This window comes from Actinospica sp., assembly GCF_035552695.1.
Lineage (GTDB): Bacteria > Actinomycetota > Actinomycetes > Streptomycetales > Catenulisporaceae > Actinospica.
The window spans coordinates 1-18,513 of the sequence record NZ_DASZKT010000016.1; the positions used below are offsets into that span (position 1 = coordinate 1).

The 18,513-nt window shown below is 68.5% G+C and carries 15 protein-coding genes; 13 read left to right on the forward strand and 2 right to left on the reverse strand.

Annotated elements, in window-relative coordinates; all coding sequences use genetic code 11:
• The 9 genes from VG296_RS02950 to VG296_RS02990 all read left to right on the forward strand — a co-directional run.
• A partial coding sequence (locus tag VG296_RS02950) for a cyclodeaminase/cyclohydrolase family protein (RefSeq protein ID WP_325562766.1) occupies window positions 1–632 on the forward strand: 632 nt, incomplete at its 5' end.
• On the forward strand, window positions 629–1,480 hold the full coding sequence (locus VG296_RS02955) for a bifunctional 5,10-methylenetetrahydrofolate dehydrogenase/5,10-methenyltetrahydrofolate cyclohydrolase (protein ID WP_349259436.1): 852 nt from the start codon (window positions 629–631) through the stop codon (window positions 1,478–1,480). The genes VG296_RS02950 and VG296_RS02955, both read left to right, overlap by 4 nt.
• A gap of 278 nt (window positions 1,481–1,758) precedes the next feature.
• Entirely contained in the window at window positions 1,759–2,787 is a 1,029-nt protein-coding gene (locus VG296_RS02960) for a LacI family DNA-binding transcriptional regulator (RefSeq protein ID WP_325562770.1), read from the forward strand.
• Between the two features lie 82 nt (window positions 2,788–2,869).
• The gene (locus tag VG296_RS02965) at window positions 2,870–4,114 is read left to right on the forward strand and encodes a sugar ABC transporter substrate-binding protein (RefSeq protein ID WP_325562772.1); all 1,245 of its coding nucleotides are present in this window, start codon (window positions 2,870–2,872) and stop codon (window positions 4,112–4,114) included.
• A gap of 2 nt (window positions 4,115–4,116) precedes the next feature.
• A complete protein-coding gene (locus tag VG296_RS02970; RefSeq protein ID WP_349259437.1) occupies window positions 4,117–5,070 on the forward strand; it encodes a sugar ABC transporter permease in 954 nt (317 codons plus the stop codon).
• The gene (locus tag VG296_RS02975) at window positions 5,067–5,933 is read left to right on the forward strand and encodes a carbohydrate ABC transporter permease (RefSeq protein ID WP_325562776.1); all 867 of its coding nucleotides are present in this window, start codon (window positions 5,067–5,069) and stop codon (window positions 5,931–5,933) included. Before VG296_RS02970 ends, VG296_RS02975 begins: the two co-directional genes overlap by 4 nt.
• Before the next feature lie 74 nt (window positions 5,934–6,007).
• A complete protein-coding gene (locus VG296_RS02980) occupies window positions 6,008–8,023 on the forward strand; it encodes a TIM-barrel domain-containing protein (RefSeq protein ID WP_325562777.1) in 2,016 nt (671 codons plus the stop codon).
• Between the two features lie 34 nt (window positions 8,024–8,057).
• Complete coding sequence (locus VG296_RS02985; RefSeq protein ID WP_325562779.1) at window positions 8,058–10,316, forward strand: hypothetical protein; 2,259 nt, start codon at window positions 8,058–8,060, stop codon at window positions 10,314–10,316.
• Window positions 10,317–10,473: 157 nt separating this feature from the next.
• Window positions 10,474–12,717 carry a hypothetical protein gene (locus tag VG296_RS02990; RefSeq protein ID WP_325562780.1) on the forward strand — a complete coding sequence of 748 codons (2,244 nt, stop codon included), beginning with the start codon at window positions 10,474–10,476 and terminating at the stop codon, window positions 12,715–12,717.
• Window positions 12,718–12,767: 50 nt separating this feature from the next.
• On the opposite strand, the gene VG296_RS02995 is transcribed toward VG296_RS02990, so the two are convergent.
• Window positions 12,768–13,004, reverse strand: coding sequence for a universal stress protein (locus VG296_RS02995; protein WP_325562782.1), 237 nt, complete (start codon window positions 13,002–13,004; stop codon window positions 12,768–12,770).
• Window positions 13,005–13,453: 449 nt separating this feature from the next.
• Here VG296_RS02995 and kdpF point away from each other — a divergent pair, with 449 nt between their 5' ends.
• The 4 genes from kdpF to VG296_RS03015 are packed head-to-tail and all read left to right on the forward strand — an operon-like array spanning window position 13,454 to window position 18,086.
• Window positions 13,454–13,543, forward strand: coding sequence for a K(+)-transporting ATPase subunit F (gene kdpF / locus VG296_RS03000; RefSeq protein WP_325562784.1), 90 nt, complete (start codon window positions 13,454–13,456; stop codon window positions 13,541–13,543).
• Window position 13,544: 1 nt separating this feature from the next.
• A complete protein-coding gene (kdpA, locus tag VG296_RS03005) occupies window positions 13,545–15,209 on the forward strand; it encodes a potassium-transporting ATPase subunit KdpA (RefSeq protein WP_325562786.1) in 1,665 nt (554 codons plus the stop codon).
• Window positions 15,210–17,327, forward strand: a complete 2,118-nt coding sequence (kdpB, locus tag VG296_RS03010) for a potassium-transporting ATPase subunit KdpB (protein ID WP_325562788.1) — start codon at window positions 15,210–15,212, stop codon at window positions 17,325–17,327.
• 6 nt (window positions 17,328–17,333) lie between these two features.
• Entirely contained in the window at window positions 17,334–18,086 is a 753-nt protein-coding gene (locus VG296_RS03015) for a potassium-transporting ATPase subunit C (protein WP_325562790.1), read from the forward strand.
• A 107-nt stretch (window positions 18,087–18,193) separates the two neighbouring features.
• Here the strand turns inward: VG296_RS03015 and VG296_RS03020 are convergent, their stop codons facing one another.
• Window positions 18,194–18,334 carry a hypothetical protein gene (locus VG296_RS03020; RefSeq protein ID WP_325562792.1) on the reverse strand — a complete coding sequence of 47 codons (141 nt, stop codon included), beginning with the start codon at window positions 18,332–18,334 and terminating at the stop codon, window positions 18,194–18,196.
• Between the last annotated feature and the right edge of the window lie 179 nt (window positions 18,335–18,513).

An 18,513-nucleotide genomic window follows, 5' to 3' on the forward strand; every position in this document is an offset into this window, starting at 1 on the left:
GAGGACCGACTATGCGTGAGCACACCATCCAGAAGTACCTGGACGATCTCGCCGACCGGATACCGGCACCAGGAGGCGGAGCGGTCGCGGCGCTGCATGTGGCTCAAGCGGCTGCGCTCGTTGCCATGGTCGCGCGCTACAGCACTGGTGCCCGCTTCACCGAGCACGCAGAGAACGTCGACCGAATCCTGGCTCGCGCGGAGGGACTGCGAAAGCAGGGCCTTGAGCTGGCGGAGCAGGACGCGGCTGCCTTCGGGGAAGTCGCCCAGGCCTACGGGCTGCCAAGGGATACGCCTCAGCGGCGAGAGATCCGCTCCGACGCGATCGCGACGGCCGCCTTAGGCGCGGCCCGCCCACCGGCGGCGGTGATCGGTGCCGCGCGGGAGGTGCTCGGTATCGCCGGGGACCTTGTCGCGATCGGCAATCGCAGCGTGCTCTCCGACGTTGCGGCTGCCGCTGATGCGGCTCGCGCGGCTGCGAACACCGCACGGATCAACATCGAGGTGAACCTCGGCAGCGTGCGTGACGAGCACGCACTGGCCGAGCTGCGCTCCACGGCGGACGAGGTCGACCAGTTGACGCACACGGCCGACGCGGTGAGCGCCGCCGTTCGGAAGGTGATCCTGCCATGACTGCGGTGCTGCTCTCCGGGCGCGAGCTGTCTGCCCGGATCCGGAATGACACTGCTGCGGCAGCGCATGTGCTTCGAGCAGCGGGAACCTCGCCCGCTCTCGCCGTGGTGACGGCGACCGCGGATGAGGCCAGCGCGTCATACGTCCGCTCCATCGCACGTACCGCCGCACGGGCCGAAGTCGACTGCGAGATCCACGACCTCGGGCCCTCGGCGAGCGAGGAGGATATTCGCGACTGGCTGGCGAAGCTCAGCGCCGACCCCGCCGTCCACGGAATCATCCTGCAGACCCCGCTGCCGAGCGGAGTGTCTCCGCTCGCGCTGGCCGGGGCGATCGATCCGGCCAAGGACATCGACGGCGCCAACCCGCTGTCGCTGGGGCGACTGGTCGTAGGATTGCCGGCGTTCGCGCCGGCAACCGCGGCGGCGGTGCTCAAGCTGCTCGATCACCACGCCATCGGTTTGTCCGGGCGCCGAGTAGTCGTCGTCGGGCGATCCACTGTGGTGGGAAAGCCGGTGGCGCACCTGCTGCTGGCGAGGGACGCGACCGTGACCATCTGCCACTCCCGCACAGCGGACCTGGCTGAGTACACGCGCGAGGCCGACGTAGTCGTTGTCGCGGCCGGCCGCGCCGGGTTGGTCACCGGCGCCCAACTGCGGGCGGGCTGCTGCGTGATCGACGTCGGTACCAATACAGACGGAGCTGGTGGGATCATCGGCGATGTCGAGGCGGCGAGCGTCCTACCGGTGGCAAAGGCGCTGTCCCCGGTACCCGGCGGCGTCGGACCGGTGACCACGGCCCTGCTCATCGAGCACACCGTGCGCGCGGCGGCAAGCGCCTTGAGGTGAGCAGGAGGCGCGCGTGCGCTCGAAGCCAAGCGCCGCGTCTCCCACATCATCGAATCGGTTCAATGCATTTGCCCAGGGACGACGGGAACCGGCAAGCGCTGCCGAAGTGGCGCTATACCCAAATTGACCGGCTTGGCCCCAGCTCAATGCCAACATGCGCGCAGGAGAGTCAGTCGGGCTCCTTCGTAACGACTGGTGTCGCACTCTTGCGCGTGCCGAAACGTGAATGCTACGTTCCTCCGCGTCGAATCAGTTCAACGACACGGAGAGGAGCTGAGATGGCATCCACCATCGTGGACGTCGCCAACCTGGCCGGCGTCTCGCGCAGTACCGTGTCGTACGTGCTGAGCGGGGCCCGTCCGATCTCGCCGGAGACGCGGCGCCGGGTCGAGCGGGCCATCGAGGAGCTGCAGTACCGGCCGCACGCCGGGGCCCGGTCGATCCGCAGCGGCCGCAACGGCGTGATCGCCATGGCGCTGCCGATGGTGCACGGCCCGCACAACCAGGTGCAGATGCCGTACGTCTGGTCGGCGCTGACCGCGGCGCAGGACCTCGGTTTCAAGATGCTGATGCTGACCGACGACGACGGCGAGTCCGCGATCCGGGACTCCGTGGTCGGCTCCCAGGTCGACGGCGTCATGCTGATGGAGGTGCAGCGCCGCGACCCGCGGGTGCCGCTGCTCGCCTCGCTCAAGTGCCCTGCGGTGCTGGTCGGCACCCCCGACGACAGCGCCCGGATGCCCTACGTGGACTTCGACACCGCGCTGGCCGGCCGGCTGTGCGCCGAGCACCTGCTCGAGCTCGGGCACCGGGGCATCGGCTACCTCGGCCAGTCCCCGGCCACCTTCAAGCGCGACGTGGCGTACGCCGTGCACGCCAGGGACGGGGCGCTGTCGACGCTGCGCGCGGCGCGGGCCCGCAGCGCCTGGACGGCCTGCGACGGGCAGCCGGGCGACGTGGTGCGCGCGGTCGACCAGCTGATGGCCAAGGTCAGGAACCTGACCGCGCTGATCGTCTACAACGAGCGCGCGCTACCGCTGGTCGTGGACCGGCTCACCGGGCTCGGACTGCGGGTGCCCGAGGACGTCTCGGTCGTCGCCGTCTGCCCGGACGACGAGGCCGAGCGGCTGCGGCTGCCCTCCACCTCGGCGTCCCTGCCGGTGGAGGAGCTCGCCCGCACCGCGGTCCGGCTGCTCGCCGGGCAGGTCAACGGCGAGACCTCGGCTTCCGTGACGATCCTGCCGCCGACACTGAAGATCCGCGACACGACCGCGCCGGCCCCGGCCGCCGCCCGCGACCGCGGCTAGCGGTCCGCGCGGGAACGGCTCCCCTTCTGGGGAGCAGAACCGCCGCATATCCAGTTTCGAATCGATTCGAGAGGTCAAGGCTATGACAAAGTCGTCCCGCCGCCGCGCCTTGGCGGTGGTCTCCGCCGCATCGGTGGCCCTCGCCGCGCTGGCAGGCTGCTCCTCGTCCAACTCAGGCGGCGGCAGCGGCGGCTCCGGCCCGATCACGCTGACCGAAATGGACTACTACGGCTCCGCGCCGCAGAACTCGCAGATCCAAGGCGTGCTCACGCAGTGCGGGAACCAGGCCGGGGTGAAAGTGGTGCACCAGGAGGCGCCTCGGGCGCAGCTGGTGCCCAAGCTGCTGCAGGACGCCGCCGCCCGCACCCTGCCGGACCTGATACTGGTGGACAACCCGGACCTGCAGCAGCTGGCCACGACCGGCGGGCTGGTGTCGCTGTCCGCGAACGGCCTGACCACCACCGGCCTCTACCCCTCGATCGTGTCCGCCGGCCAGTACCAGGGCCAGACCTACGGCATCGCGCCCGGCGTGAACGACCTGGCCCTGTACTACAACAAGGGCCTGTTCACGGCGGCCAAGCTGACGCCGCCGACGACCTGGGCGCAGCTCACTGCCGACGCCAAGGCTCTGACGTCGGGTTCGCGTAAGGGCATAGCGTTCTCCGCGGCGGCGACGGAGGAGGGCAGCTTCCAGTTCGAGCCCTTCCTCTGGTCGGCGGGCGCGGACCTCAAGACGCTCGCCTCGCCGCAGGCCGTGCAGGCCCTGACGCTCTGGCAGACGCTCGTGAGCGGCGGCTATGCGTCCAAGTCGGTGGTCAACTGGACCCAGTCGGACGTCGAGGCCCAGTTCCAGGCGGGCAACGCGGCGATGATGGTCAACGGCCCCTGGCAGCTGCCGCTGCTCAACGCCGCGAAGGGTCTGAACTTCGGGGTCGTGTCGATCCCGGTGCCCGCGGCCGGGCAGCCCTCAGTTTCTCCGCTGGGCGGCGAGGTGTGGGCCGTGGGGCACACCAACTCGGCCGAGGAGGCGAAGGCGGTGGCTGTGGTCAAGTGCCTGCTGACGCCTTCGATGAGCTCCGAGTGGTCCAAGGACGCCGGGTACATCCCGAGCGACCAGGCCTCCGCCGCGGCGCTGGCGGCATCCGACCCGCAGTTGGCCCCGTTCATCGCCGAGGTGGGGACGGCGAAGGCGCGCACGGCCGAGCTCGGTGCGAACTACCCGAAGGTGTCGACGGCGCTGTGGACCGCGATCCAGCAGGCGCTGGCCGGGGGCACCTCGGCGCAGGCCGCCCTGTCCCAGGCGCAGAGCCAGGCGTCAGGGTCCTGACGATGGCCTCGATGCTCAGCGAGAAGGCCCCCGCCGCGATCGCGGCGGGGGCCGCCCCGGGGCGCCGCCGGCGCCGAACCGCGTGGCGGGCGGCGGGATTCGTCGTCCCGGTGTGGGTCTACGTGCTCTGCTTCTACGTCTATCCGCTCGTCTCCAACGTGAAGATGGGCTTTCAGAACTACACGGTGGCCTCGTTCTACACCGGGGCGGCACCGTTCGTCGGGTTCGCGAACTACACCGCGGTCTTCCACGACCCGCAGTTCATGACCGTCGTGACCAACACCGTGCTGTTCACCATCGGGTCGCTGGCGTTCCAGTTCGCGGTCGGCATGGGCCTGGCAGTGTTCTTCCGCCGCGTGTTCCCGCTGGGCGGTGTGCTGCGCGGGCTGCTGCTAGTGCCGTGGCTGCTGCCGCTCGTGGTCTCCGGCACGGTGTGGCGCTGGATGATGTACAACGACTCGGGCGTGATCAACTACACGCTGCTGCACCTGCACCTGATCGGCCAACCGGTCCCGTGGCTCGCTTCGACGAACACTTCGCTGATCGCGGTGATCATCGTGAACATCTGGGTCGGCATCCCGTTCAACATGGTGATCCTCTACGGCGGTCTTCAGGCCCTGCCGGAGCAGGTGTTCGAGGCGGCGGCGATCGACGGGGCCAACGCCTGGCAACGCTTCACCCGGATCACCCTGCCGATGCTGCGCCCGGTGATCCTCGTGGTGCTCACGCTCGGGTTGATCTATACGGTCAAGGTCTTCGACGTGATCATGATCGTTACGCAGGGCGGGCCGGCGAACTCCTCGCAGACCCTGACCACCTACGCCTACGACCTGTCCTTCAGCCAGTTGCTGTTCGGTCGGGGTGCGGCCGTCGGCAACATCTTGATCCTGGTCGCGGTCGTGTTCGCCGGGATCTATCTGCGCGCAGTGCGCGAGCAGGACGGAGAGAGACGATGAGCACCGTTACCCGCACCGCGGGCATCCAGAGCCGTCGGCGGCCTTCCAAGCGGTCGCGAAGGGCGCTCGGCACCGTCGCCGGCGTCGTGATCGTCGCGATCATGCTCTTCCCGCTGTACTGGATGCTCGACGCCTCATTCCTCAACGCGACGCAGCTGGTGAGCCAGACTCCGACGTGGTTCCCGCTGCACGGCACGCTCGCGGGCTATCGCGCCGTGCTCAGCAGCCAGGGCGGTCACCTGCTGGTCAGCCTGATCGTGTCGCTGGGCACGGTGGCCGTCACCCTGCTGATCTCCGCTCCCGCCGCGTACGGGATGGCGAAGCTGCGGGTGCCGGGCCGCCGCCTGCTGCTGTTCTCCCTGCTGGTCGCGCAGATGATCCCGGGCATCGTGATGGCGAACTCGTTCTACATCGCCGCGAACGACCTCGGGCTGCTCAACTCGCCGATCGCGCTGATCCTGGCCGACTCGACGCTGGCCGTGCCCTTCGCGACGCTCATCCTGCACTCCTTCCTGCGCGGCGTGCCCGACGAGCTGGGCGAGGCGGCCGCGATCGACGGCGCGAGCCGATTGCGCACCTTCGTCTCGGTGATCCTTCCGGTGGCCCGCAACGCGGTGATCACCGCAGGGCTCTTCTCGTTCCTGTTCGCCTGGGCCGACTTCCTGTTCGCCGTCACCCTGACCACCCAGGACAACCACGCCCCGATCACCGTGGGCATCTACCGGTACATCGGCGCGAACCTCGTCGACTGGAACAGCGTGATGGCCACCGGTGTGATCGCCTCGATTCCGGCCGCCCTGCTGCTGATCATCGCCCAGCGCTACGTCGCCGCCGGCATCGGCAGCGCCGCCACCAAGGACTGACTTCGCCTGAGTCGCACGTCGAGCGCATCGGCATCCCAAGAACGTGACCTTCGAACCCGACCTCAGGAGCCTGCGTGCACACCCCGTTCACCGTCGCCGACCGTACCCTGACCTGGCACAGCGGCCAGCACGTCTTGACCGTCCAGCCGTGGGGCGCGGACAGCGTCCGGGTGCGCGCGGGACTGCACCGCATCGTCCCGGACCTGCCCGGCGCGCTCGCTGCGCAAGCTCCTGCGGCGGAGCCGGGAGCGAGCCGAATAGAAATCGACGCCGCGCGCGGGCGGGCGACCCTCGTCAACGGGCGTGTGCGCGTCGTGGTGGCCGCCGCGACCGGGCTGGTGACCTTCTCCGACGAGTCGACCGGCGAGGTGGCCGTCAGCGAAGCCCCCGCGCATTTCTGGTATCCAGGTTCGCGCCACTTCGAGGCCACGGGCAGCGGACAGCATCGGATCGAGCAGCGCTTCGCCGCCTACCCGGACGAGCGGATATACGGTCTCGGACAGCACGGGCACGGCCGGTTCGACCAGAAGGGCATGGTGATCGAGCTCGCCCAGCGCAACGGCGAGGTCTCCATTCCCTTCGTCCTGTCCAGCCGCGGCTACGGCCTGCTGTGGAACAACCCCGCGGTCGGCCGGGTCGAGTTCGCCGGCAACGGCACCCGCTGGGTCGCCGACCGGGCCAGGCAGATCGACTACTGGCTCACCGTCGGCGCGAGCCCGGCCGCGATCATGACCGGCTACGCCGCGGCCACCGGCTTCCCGAGCGCGCTGCCCGAATGGGCCTCAGGGTTCTGGCAGAGCAAGCTGCGCTACTGCGACCAGGCCGAATACCTCGAGATAGCCAGGGAGTACGCCCGCCGCGGCCTGCCGCTTTCCGTGCTGGTGATCGACTACCTGCACTGGCGGCACCTGGGGGACTGGGACTTCGACCCCGAGGCGTGGCCGGACCCGCGCGCCATGGTCGAGGAGCTGCGCGCGCTCGGCGTCGAGCCGGCCGTATCCGTGTGGCCCACGGTCAGCCCCCTGTCCGAGAACTACCGGCCGATGCGCGAGGCGGGGCTGCTCGCCGAGACCGACAGCGGCACGGCCGCGATCGGCAACTGGCCCGACGGTGACAGCTCGGCCGAAATCGGCGTCGCCTTCTACGACGCCACCGACCCGCGCGCCCGCGACTTCCTGTGGGAGCGGCTCGAGGCGAGCTACTACAAGCTCGGCATCCGCACCCTGTGGCTCGACGCCTGCGAGCCCGAGGTACGCCCCGGCCCGCAGCACCTGAACTTCTATGCGGGACCCGGCGCCGAGGTGGCCAACCTCTACCCGCGCGAGCACGCCCGCGGCGTCTACGAGCACCAGCGTCGCGCCGGCCAGGACGCGGTGTGCTCACTGACCCGCTCCGCCTGGGCCGGCTCGCAGCAGTACGGCGTCGCGCTGTGGTCCGGCGACATCCCCGCGACGTTCCCGGCGCTCGCCGCCTCGGTGCGCGCCGGACTGAACGTGGCGCTGAGCGGGATCCCCTGGTGGAACACCGATATCGGCGGCTTCCACGGCGGCGACCCCGACGACCCAGAGTTCCGGGAGCTGATCGTGCGCTGGTTCCAGTTCGGAGCCTTCTGCCCGATCATGCGCTTGCACGGGCACCGCGAGCCACGTGGCCTGCACGGGCCGGTCGGTGATGCCGGCGGCGCGAACGAGGTGTGGTCCTTCGGCGAGACCGCCTACGCCGCGATCACCCCGCTGCTGCGGCTGCGCGAGCGGCTGCGCCCCTACATCCACACCCACCTACGCGAGGGCGAGCACACCGGCATCCCGCTGATCCGCCCGCTGCTGCTCGCGTTCCCCGACGACCCGGCGGCGTGGGAGGTCGAGGACCAGTACCTTTTCGGTCCCGACATCCTGGTCGCCCCGGTCACCGAGTTCGGCGCCCGGCAGCGCCGCGTGTACCTGCCAGCCGGAGCGGAGTGGACGCACACCGCCTCCGGACGCCGACACCCCGGCGGCGGCCACGTCACCGTGGACGCGCCGCTGGCGTCCATCCCCCTGTTCGTGCGCGACGACGCCGAGACCCCGCTCACCGACTACTCAATGCACTGATCAACCCACCCACCCAGGTATCCCAGGAGTCGCAATGACGCGAACCACCCTGCACCGCCCGCTCCGCCTCGCCACCCGACGCCGGCGCGCGACCGCCGCGGCGCTCGCCGTGGCCACCGGCGCGGTGCTCGCGGTCCTGCCCACGAGCCAGGCGCTGGCCAACGCCCCGGACACCACCGTCACCGTCAACCTCGCGCAGACCGGCGCCGCATCCACCCACGTCGGTTCCGGCTTCCTCTACGGACTGAGCCAGGACGGCTCCGGTCCGTCCGACAGCTGGCTGCAGCCGCTGGCCCCGACCCTGTTCCGCGGCGGCGGCGCCCGGCTGGCCGGGGACGGCTGGATCGGCGACGGCTACACCGCCGGCTCCGGCTTCCAAACCCGGATCACCTCGGCGCTCGACCAGGCCAGGCGGGTCACCGCCGCGCCCTACAACGCCACCTACCACCTGCTCGTGTCCGACCTCTACGGCGCCGACACGACGCAGCCGTCGAACACCGTCTACCCCTGCGACAACGGAAACTGCGCGAACTGGACCACCTTCATCGACACCGTGGTCGGCGACGTGCAGGCCTCGGGTCTGAGCAACGTCGAGTTCGACATCTGGAACGAGCCGGACGGCACCGGATTCTGGCCGCGCGGGGTCAACAGCACGCAGTACTTCCAGATGTGGGACACCGCCGTGCGCGAGATCCGTCGCCTCGACTCGTCCGCAGTGATCGTCGGCGCCTCGTTCTCCCAGTACAACAGCTCATTCATGCAGACCTACCTGTCTCAGACCAAGACCGACGGAACGCTGCCGAACGTGCTCAACTGGCACTTCGGCGACGACCCGGTGAACGACGCGAACCAGACCACGTCGATCGAGAGCTCGCTCGGAATCTCCCCGATCCCGATGACGGTCAACGAGTACCTGCTCAGCAACCAGCAGAACGCCGGGACCGCCGCCTGGTGGCTGGACCGCTTCGCCGCCTCCGGCATCACGGCCGCCGCGCACGCGATCTGGTCGGACTGCTGCGTCGCCGGCACCCTCGACGACACCGTTGCCGGGACCGGCAGCCTGGCCGCTCCGACGGGGCAGTGGTGGGCCTACCGCGCCTACGGCAGCCTGACCGGTGCCACCGTCGCGAGCAGCAGCGGCAACGCCGGCATCTCGGCGGCCGCCGCGGCGAACCAGTCCACCGGCCAAGCCAATATCCTGATCGGCAACGACAGCGGACAGACCGGCACGACCACGATCAACGTCCAGGGGTTCGGCTCCACGCCGTGGCTGACTGCCGGAAGCACCGTGCACGCCACGCTCTATCGCATCCCGGACCAGACCCCGCTGTCCGTGCCGATCACCGTGTCCGACGCGGACGTCACGATCAGCAACGGCAGCATCAGCGTGCCCGCCGCCTTCCAGTCCGGCGCGGACGCGTTCTGGCTGGTCCTTTCGCCGCACGGCGTCGCGGCACCGACGACTCCGGGCGGCTCGGGCAGCGGGCAGATCATCGTCGACGGCAATCAGACCGGCACCGGCAACGACGAGTTCCAGTACGACTCCAACTGGGGCGAGACCTCGGGCGTATCCGACATGTACGCGGGCACGGCCAACTGGAGCCACGTCGCCGGCGCGACCGCCACTTTCGCCTTCACCGGAACGCAGGTCGCGTTGCACGCGGTGAAGGACGTGGATCAGGGCATCATGACCGTCTCGGTCGACGGCGGGACCCCGCAGAGCATCGACGACTATGCGTCCTCGCGCAACGCCTCCGGGATCGTCTGGACCAGCCCGGTGCTCGGCGCGGGCACCCACACGCTGACGATCGTGAACACCGGCAACAAGAACAGCGCGAGTTCGGGCACCACCATCGCGATCGACCGTGCCGACGCCACCCCGGCGTCGACCACCCAGACGATCATCGACGGCAACGTGACCGGAACGGGAAACGACGAGTTCCACTACGGCGCGAACTGGGGCCTGACCACCGGAGTCTCGGACATGTACGACGGCACGGCGAACTGGAGTTACATCTCCGGCGCCACCGCGACGTTCACCTTCACTGGGACGGAGGTCGCGTTGCACGCGGTGAAGGACGTGGACCAGGGCATCATCACCATCTCCGTCGACGGCGGTACCCCGCAGTCGGCCGATGACTACGCCTCCACTCGCAACGCCTCCGGCATCGTGTGGACCAGCCCCGTACTCGCCTCCGGCTCGCACACCCTGAGCATCGTCAATACCGGCCAGAAGAACTCGGCCAGTTCGGGCACCAACATCGCTATCGACCGGGCCGACGTCACCTCCTGAATCGACGTCTGCCGCTCGACTCACACCGAGTTCGAATGCCGAACGCCCGGTTCGGCCACGCCGCCGTGGCCGAACCGGTAGGCCGGGCCGTCCGCGCGCGACGGCGCTGAAGCCCTGCTCACCAATACTCACCAGCCCAGGAACCCCAGGAGTCGCAATGTCGCGAACGATCCTGCAACGCCGTCCACGACCCGATGGCAGGCGCCGAGGCCCTGTCGGCACCGTGCTCGCCGCTGTGGCCGTGCTCGCGGCGGTCACGGCCGGCCTGACCGTCAACGTCCCGGCGGCGCTGGCGGCAAGCAATCAGACGGTCAGCGTGAACTTCGCCTCGACCACGGGCCCTGCCACCGGTGTGGGTTCCGGATTCCTCTACGGGCTGGCCCAGGACGGTTCCGCGCCGGCCCCCTACCTGCTCGCACCCCTCAACCCGACCTCCTCCCGGGGCGGTGGGGCCGGCATCGCCGGAAACGGCTGGTATGGCGACGGCTACACCGCGGGCTCAGGGTTCCAGGCCAGAATGACCTCGGTGATCGACCAGGCGGCACAGATCAGTACGAGCCCGAACCACGGGACCTACGACATCCTGCTCAGCGATATCTGGGGCCCGGGCTCCGACGCGCCCCCGACCATGGTCTACCCGTGCGCGAATGGCGGCTGCGGCAACTGGACCACGTTCGTCTCCGATATCGTGGCCCGGATTCAGAACGCGGGGCTCGGCAACGACGTCAGGTACGACATCTGGAACGAGCCGGACAACTCGGCCTTCTATCCGCCCGGCTACAACACGACGCAGTACTACGAGATGTGGAATGCCGCGGTCAGCGAGATCCGATCGCTGCAGCCGAACGCCGTCATCGTCGGGCCGAGCGTTTCGAACTTCAACAGCACCTATCTCAGCGAGTTCCTCTCGACCGTGAAGGCGGACGGCACCGTGCCGAACGTCCTGAACTGGCACTTCAGCGGCAACCCGATCGCCGACGCGCAGACTGAGCGCAACCAGCTGGCGACCGACGGCATCAGCGGCGTGAGCCTCGCGATGAACGAGTACCTCGCCGCCGGCCAGCAGGATGCCGGCCAGGAGGCCTGGTACCTGGCCCAACTGGCGAAGTCGGGCATCTCGGAGGCGAGCCATGGGATCTGGGGCAACTGCTGCATGGTCGACCAACTCGACGGGACGCTGACGGCCAGCAGCGGAGGCAGCCTCGTACCGACCGCCCAGTGGTGGGACTACCTGGACTACGCCAAAATGACCGGCGAGCTCGCGACGGTGACCAACGGCGGGGGTTCAACCGACGCTGTCGCCGCTGAGGATGGCACCAGGGACCTCGCGACCGTGCTCCTGGGAGACAGCGCAGGCAACACCGGGACGCTCACGCTGAACCTCGACAACCTGAACGCGATGCCGTACCTCGGCGGCGGCAGTGGTGTCGCGATCAACGTGCAGCGCATTCCAGACTCCGGCGGGAACCAACTGCCCGAGCCCAGCCTGGTTGCGCAGTACATCGTCCCGAACACCACCACCAACTACACGATCCCGATCAACTGGGCCAGCGCCAACGACGCGTACTTCGTCACGCTCACGCCAGCGAACCCCGGTACCACCGTGACGAGTGGAAGCAACGACACCAGCGCCGGGCCCGGCTACTTCCAGTACGGGGCCAACTGGGTCGCGACCCCAGGAGTCTCCGGCACCTACAACGGAACGGTCGAGTCCTCCTACACCCCGGGCAGCACCTCCTTGGTCCACTTCGTGGGCAACCAACTGGTGCTCCACGGCATCCACGACGTCGACCAAGGTCAGTTCCAGATCTCCATCGACGGCTCGACACCGGCGACGGTCGACGACTACACGGCGACCAGGAATCCTGATGCCGTGCTCTACACGAGTCCAGGCCTGGACCCCGGCGCGCACACGGCCACGATCACGGTCCTGTCGACCAAGAACTCGGCGAGCAGCGGCTACAACGTGGCGTTCACACGCTTCGATGTGCTCCAGGCCGCGCGGGAGGACGCCGCGGCGAACAGCGGTCCGGCGACCTTCAGCTACGGCAGCGGCTGGGGCGTGACCCCGAACGTTGCCGACATGTTCGACGGCACCGCCGATTGGAGCTTCACTGCCGGCTCGAGCATGACGATCACGTTCGCCGGCACTGAGCTTGCTCTGCACGCCGTCAACGACGTGGACCAGGGCCACCTGACCATCTCCCTGGACGGCGGGACTCCTACCTCGATCGACAACTACGCACCAATACGCAACGCGAGCGGGGTCGTGTGGACGAGCCCGGTGCTGGCCTCCAGCAGCCATACGGTCACGATCACGGCTACCGGGACGCACGACTCCAACAGTTCGGGGAACAACATCGCGCTCGACAGCGTCGACGTGTTCACCAGCGCACAGTAACTTCCAACTTCCCGAAGCAGCCGCAGCCCTGCGGATCAGCAGGACGAGGCTCAGCAGGCCGCGTCCGCGAGACAGTAGCGCGCGGTCTCGGCCCGCAGCGCGTGCCTGACTCTTCCGCGTCCGCCCGCGCCGATGACCAGCAGGTCGCTCCGCCGGTTCGCGGTCTGCACCAGTGCCGGGCCCGCCGCCCCTCGGATCACGTAGGGCTCGGCCCGGACGTCGGAGGGCAGCCCGCCCAGACTCTCCTCGAAAGCTCGTCGCAGGTCGGCCTCGACGAATTCGCGCACCGTACGCGTGTACTGCGGGGATGGACCGACGACACGCCTCCAGAACAGCACGTTCCGTTGCGGCCGGGAGATTACTCGCGCCGAATCAACGCGCTTCGGCGCGCTCTCAACGCGGCTTCCACGCATTCCGGCAAATTTGCTGAAACCGGGACGGTCGGTGTCTCGCCGGGTGCCGGATCACGGCATCGTCTCGAGCTCGTCAGTCAGGTGTGGAGATACCTCTAGCCCCCGTTAGAGCTGCGTATGCGCACGGCGTTCCGCGTGGAATACGGAGTTCCATACCGGAGGGCCAGGAAACGCGGCACGACCGCGCCGTCCTGGCCGCATCGTCCGCCCGCCCGTCGAGTAGAAGAGTCAAGAGGAGTTCGAGATGGCCGACGTGATCTGCGTTGTGCTCGTCGTGGCGACCTTTGCCGTCCTCGCCCTGGTCGTGAAGGGGGTCGAGCGTCTTGAGCGCTGACAACATCATCGGCCTGATCGCGGCGATCGCGCTGAGTGTGTACCTGATCATCGCGCTGGTGAAGCCGGAGAGGTTCTGACGTGTCCGTTGCCGCTGCCGGCTGGTTGCAGGCCGGTCTTCTCGTTTTCGCCCTGGCGGTCACCTACCGCCCGCTGGGCGACTACATCGCCCACATCCTCACCTCCGCCAAGCACTGGCGGGTGGAAAAGGGCCTCTACAAGCTGATGGGTGTCGACTCGGACGCGGACCAGACATGGTCCGTCTACATCCGGTCGGTGCTGGCCATCTCCGTTGTCGGTGTGATCCTGCTCTATCTGATCCTGCGGTTGCAGGACCACCTGATGCTCTCGCTGGGCATGCCGGGGATGCAGGCGAACCTCGCCTACAACACGGCCTCGTCCTTCGTGACCAACACGAACTGGCAGAACTACGTCGGTGAGTCCACGCTGGGCTACACCGCGCAGTTCGCCGGCCTGGCCGTGCAGAACTTCATCTCCGCGGCCGTCGGCATCTGCATCGTGGCCACGCTGATCCGCGGCTTCACGCGCACCCGCACCGAGCGGGTGGGCAACTTCTGGGTGGACCTGACCCGGCTGAACCTGCGCCTGCTGCTGCCGTTCTCGATCGTGTTCGGCATCGTGCTGATCGCCGCGGGCCTGCCGCAGGAGCTCTCCAGCCACCTGACGACCGTGAACACGGTGACCGGCGGTTCGGGTTCGCTCTATACGGGCGCGACCGCGTCGCAGGAGGTCATCAAGGAGCTCGGCACGAACGGCGGCGGCATCTTCAACGCCAACTCCGGGCACCCCTTCGAGAACGCGAACGGGTTCACCAACTGGCTCGAGATCTACCTGCTGCTGTGCATCGGCTTCTCGCTGCCGCGCACGTTCGGCAAGATGGTCGGCTCGCACAAGCAGGGCTACGTCATAGCGTCCGTCATGGGGATCATCTGGGCCGGCTCGGCCGCCACGATGACCTGGATGGAGACCCGGCACTGGGGCTCGGCGCTGGCCGTGGCGGGGTCGTCGATGAACGGCAAGGAGGTCCGCTTCGGCGTGCCGGCGAGCGCGCTGTTCGCGACGTCGACCACGTTGACCTCGACCGGTGCGATCGACTCGACGCACGACTCGTTCAGCGCGCTCGGCGGCGGTACCGCGATCTTCGACATGATGCTCGGTGAGATCGCGCCCGGCGGCACGGGATCGGGACTGTACGGCATGCTGATCCTGGCCATCGTGACGGTGTTCGTCGCGGGCCTGATGGTCGGCCGTACGCCGGAGTATCTGGGCAAGAAGATCCGCCCGTCCGAGATGAAGTACGCGGCGCTCTACATCCTCGCCACGCCCTCGGTCGCGCTGATCTTCACCGGTATCGCGATGGCCACGACCACCGCGCGCAACTCGATGAACAACGCCGGTCCACACGGGTTCTCCGAGGTCCTGTACGCGTTCACCTCGATGGCGAACAACAACGGTTCCGCCTTCGCCGGTCTGAACGGCAACACGGACTTCTACAACATCATGGGCGCCCTGGCGATGACCTTGGGCCGGTTCCTGCCGATGATCTTCGTTCTCGCGCTGGCCGGCTCGCTGGCCGAGCAACGGATCACCCCGGCCTCCGTGGGCACGCTCAAGACGCACACGCCGCTGTTCGCGGGCCTGCTGACCGGCGTGATCTTCATCGTCGTCGGTCTCACCTACTTCCCGGCGCTGGCCCTGGGCCCGCTGGCGGAAGGACTGAAGTAAATGTCTGCCATCACCCCTCAGGACGCGGTCAAGGAGACCCGCCGGATCGGCGGTGGTCTGCTGGACCCCGCGATGCTCTATGAGTCGCTGCCCGACGCTTTGCTGAAGTTCGACCCGCGGGTGCAGCTGAAGAATCCGGTCATGTTCGTGGTCGAGGTCGGCTCGGCGCTGACCACGTTCTCCGCGATCGAGCATCCGTCGATCTTCGCCTGGACGATCACCGTCTGGCTCTGGCTGACGGTGCTGTTCGCGAACCTGGCGGAGGCCGTCGCGGAGGGCCGCGGCAAGGCGCAGGCGGCGACGCTGCGCAAGACCAAGACCGAGACCACCGCCCGCCGGATCGCCTCGTGGGAGTCCGGCGTGAAGGGCCGGCTCGGCGCGCGCGGCGTGGAGACGCAGATCTCGGCGAACGAGCTGAAGCTGGGCGACTACGTCGTGGTGACGGCCGGTCAGATCATTCCCGGCGACGGTGACGTCGTCGAGGGTGTGGCCTCCGTGGACGAGTCGGCCATCACCGGCGAGTCCGCTCCGGTCATCCGGGAGTCGGGCGGCGACCGGTCCGCGGTGACCGGGGGCACCCAGGTGCTCTCGGACGAGATCGTCGTGAAGATCACGACGAAGCCGGGTGAGACCTTCATCGACCGGATGATCGCGCTGGTCGAGGGCGCGGCGCGGCAGAAGACGCCGAACGAGCTGGCGCTGAACGTGCTGCTCGCCTCGCTCACGATCGTCTTCGTGCTCGCGGTCGTGACACTGCAGCCGTTCGCGTTCTTCGCCGGCGCCCCGCAGTCGCTGATCATCCTGGTCGCGCTGACGGTGGCTCTGATCCCGACGACGATCGGCGCGCTGCTGTCGGCGATCGGCATCGCGGGCATGGACCGGCTGGTGCAGCGCAACGTGCTGGCGATGTCCGGCCGCGCCGTCGAGGCCGCGGGCGACGTCAACACGCTGCTGCTGGACAAGACCGGCACCATCACCCTGGGCAACCGGCAGGCGAGTGAGTTCGTGCCGGCCGAGGGCGTCGAGATCGAGGCGCTCGCGGACGCCGCGCAGCTGTCCTCGCTCGCCGACGAGACTCCCGAGGGCCGCTCGATCGTCGTGCTGGCCAAGGAGAAGTACGGCCTGCGCGGGCGCGAGGTCCACGATGCGGGCGGGGTTCAATATCACTTCATCGAGTTCACTGCGCAGACCCGCATGTCGGGTGTGGATCTTCCCGACGGCACGCAGGTCCGCAAGGGCGCCGCGAACGCCGTGCGCGACTGGGTGCGCGACAACGGCGGCTCGGTGGATCCGAAGGTGGGTCAGATCGTCGACTCCATCTCGGCCGCCGGCGGTACTCCGCTCGTAGTCGCGCGACTCAAGGGCGCGGGCGCCGAGGTCCTCGGCGTCATCCACCTCAAGGACGTCGTCAAGGACGGCATCAAGGAGCGCTTCGCCGAGCTGCGCAAGATGGGCATCAAGACCGTCATGATCACGGGTGACAACCCGCTGACGGCCAGGGCCATCGCCGAGGAGGCCGGGGTCGACGACTTCCTGGCCGAGGCCACCCCGGAGGACAAGCTCGCGCTGATCAAGAAGGAGCAGGAGGGCGGCAAGCTGGTCGCGATGACCGGCGACGGCACCAACGACGCCCCGGCGCTCGCTCAGGCCGACGTCGGCGTGGCGATGAACACCGGCACCTCGGCCGCCAAGGAGGCCGGGAACATGGTGGACCTCGACTCCAACCCGACGAAGCTGATCGAGATCGTGGAGATCGGCAAGCAGTTGCTGATCACCCGCGGCGCGCTCACCACGTTCTCCATCGCCAACGACGTCGCGAAGTACTTCGCGATGCTCCCGGCGATGTTCGCGGGCGTGTTCCCGGGCCTGTCCAAGCTCAACATCCTGCATCTCTACAGCCCGGCCTCCGCGATCACCTCGGCGATCGTGTTCAACGCACTGATCATCGTGGCGCTGATCCCGCTGGCCCTGCGCGGGGTGCGCTACACCCCGGCCTCCGCCTCCGCGCTGCTGAGGCGCAACCTGTGGATCTACGGCGTCGGCGGCCTGATCATCCCGTTCGCGGGGATCAAGCTGCTCGACCTGGTCATCCACCTCCTCCCCGGAATGGGTCGGTGATCTGACATGTCCAGGCTTCCTGGTGCGGTGCTTCGGCACCTCGCCGCGATCCGCGCGATGATCGTGTTCACGGTCATCTGCGGCATCGCCTATCCGCTGGTGATGACCGGCATCGGGCAGGTCGCGTTCAAGAACCAGGCAGACGGCTCGCTGATCACCAACAGCAAGGGCCAGGTCATCGGCTCGAAGGCGCTGTGCCAGACGTTCGTCAACCCGTCGAGCGCCGAGGCCGCGCTGAACAAGAAGGACGGCGTGACCGGCTACGCGGACCCGATCAACAAGTACTTCCAGTCCCGGCCGACCTTCGCCAACGACTCGACCGCCGGCGGGTACACGATCCAGTTGGCCGACGGGTGCAACTACTCGGCGTCCGGCAGCAACAATCTCGGACCGAACAGCCCGACGCTCGTCACGCTGATCACCGACATGCGGACGAACGTGGCGAAGTTCGACTCCGTGCCCGGATACACCGTGACCGCCTCCCAGGTGGCCACGGACGCGGTGACCGCGTCCGGTTCGGGCGAGGAGCCGTACATCACGCCGGAGAACGCCGACCAGCAGGCCGCGCGGATCGCGCAGACCCGCGGGATCTCCGTCGCCCAGGTGGACGCCCTGATCGGCGCCAGCACCACCGGCCGCGACATCGGCATCCTCGGCGAGCCGGGCGTGAACACCACCACGCTCAACATCGCGCTGGACCAGCAGTACTCGAGTAGCGACTCCAGCACCACGGCGTTCGCCACCGGCGTCACCTCCTGACCGAGGTGACACCGCACCTCGCCCGGTGGCCTCGTGCCGAGGCCACCGGGCAGGCGCCGTTGACCAAGAGTGGGTGAGGGTGTGAGCCAACGCGGCAAGCTGCGGGTTTACCTGGGCGCCCGCCCGAACGAGGCCTGTCCGTATCCCAGCTCCGCGATCGTCTCGATCGTGGCCGCGATGATCTGGGCCCTGCGCGCGGTCGCGGCGAGGGGGCGATCACGGGTCTCGCCGGTTGGTGTTACTCGCATGAGTAATTTTCACCTGGCCGAGTAACACCGTCAATGCGCGGCTCCCCGGTGGCAGGTGTGCCGCCGGGGAGCCGGTGTGGGTCAGGGTGTTGTGTTGGTGGGTGTGTTGTGTCAGCAGGTGAGGTTGTTGCCGGGGCTGACGCCGAGGATGGAGGTGAAGGATTCGTAGTCGTTGACGC

Excerpts from the sequence above, each read along its gene's own strand:
- VG296_RS02955 (WP_349259436.1), top strand. The coding sequence starts at position 629 with ATGACTGCGGTGCTGCTCTCCGGGCGCGAGCTGTCTGCCCGGATCCGG.
- VG296_RS02960 (WP_325562770.1), top strand. The coding sequence starts at position 1,759 with ATGGCATCCACCATCGTGGACGTCGCCAACCTGGCCGGCGTCTCGCGC.
- VG296_RS02965 (WP_325562772.1), top strand. The coding sequence starts at position 2,870 with ATGACAAAGTCGTCCCGCCGCCGCGCCTTGGCGGTGGTCTCCGCCGCA.
- VG296_RS02970 (WP_349259437.1), top strand. The coding sequence starts at position 4,117 with ATGGCCTCGATGCTCAGCGAGAAGGCCCCCGCCGCGATCGCGGCGGGG.
- VG296_RS02975 (WP_325562776.1), top strand. The coding sequence starts at position 5,067 with ATGAGCACCGTTACCCGCACCGCGGGCATCCAGAGCCGTCGGCGGCCT.
- VG296_RS02985 (WP_325562779.1), top strand. The coding sequence starts at position 8,058 with ATGACGCGAACCACCCTGCACCGCCCGCTCCGCCTCGCCACCCGACGC.
- VG296_RS02990 (WP_325562780.1), top strand. The coding sequence starts at position 10,474 with ATGTCGCGAACGATCCTGCAACGCCGTCCACGACCCGATGGCAGGCGC.
- kdpB (WP_325562788.1), top strand. The coding sequence starts at position 15,210 with ATGTCTGCCATCACCCCTCAGGACGCGGTCAAGGAGACCCGCCGGATC.
- VG296_RS03015 (WP_325562790.1), top strand. The coding sequence starts at position 17,334 with ATGTCCAGGCTTCCTGGTGCGGTGCTTCGGCACCTCGCCGCGATCCGC.
- VG296_RS03020 (WP_325562792.1), bottom strand. The coding sequence starts at position 18,334 with ATGCGAGTAACACCAACCGGCGAGACCCGTGATCGCCCCCTCGCCGCG.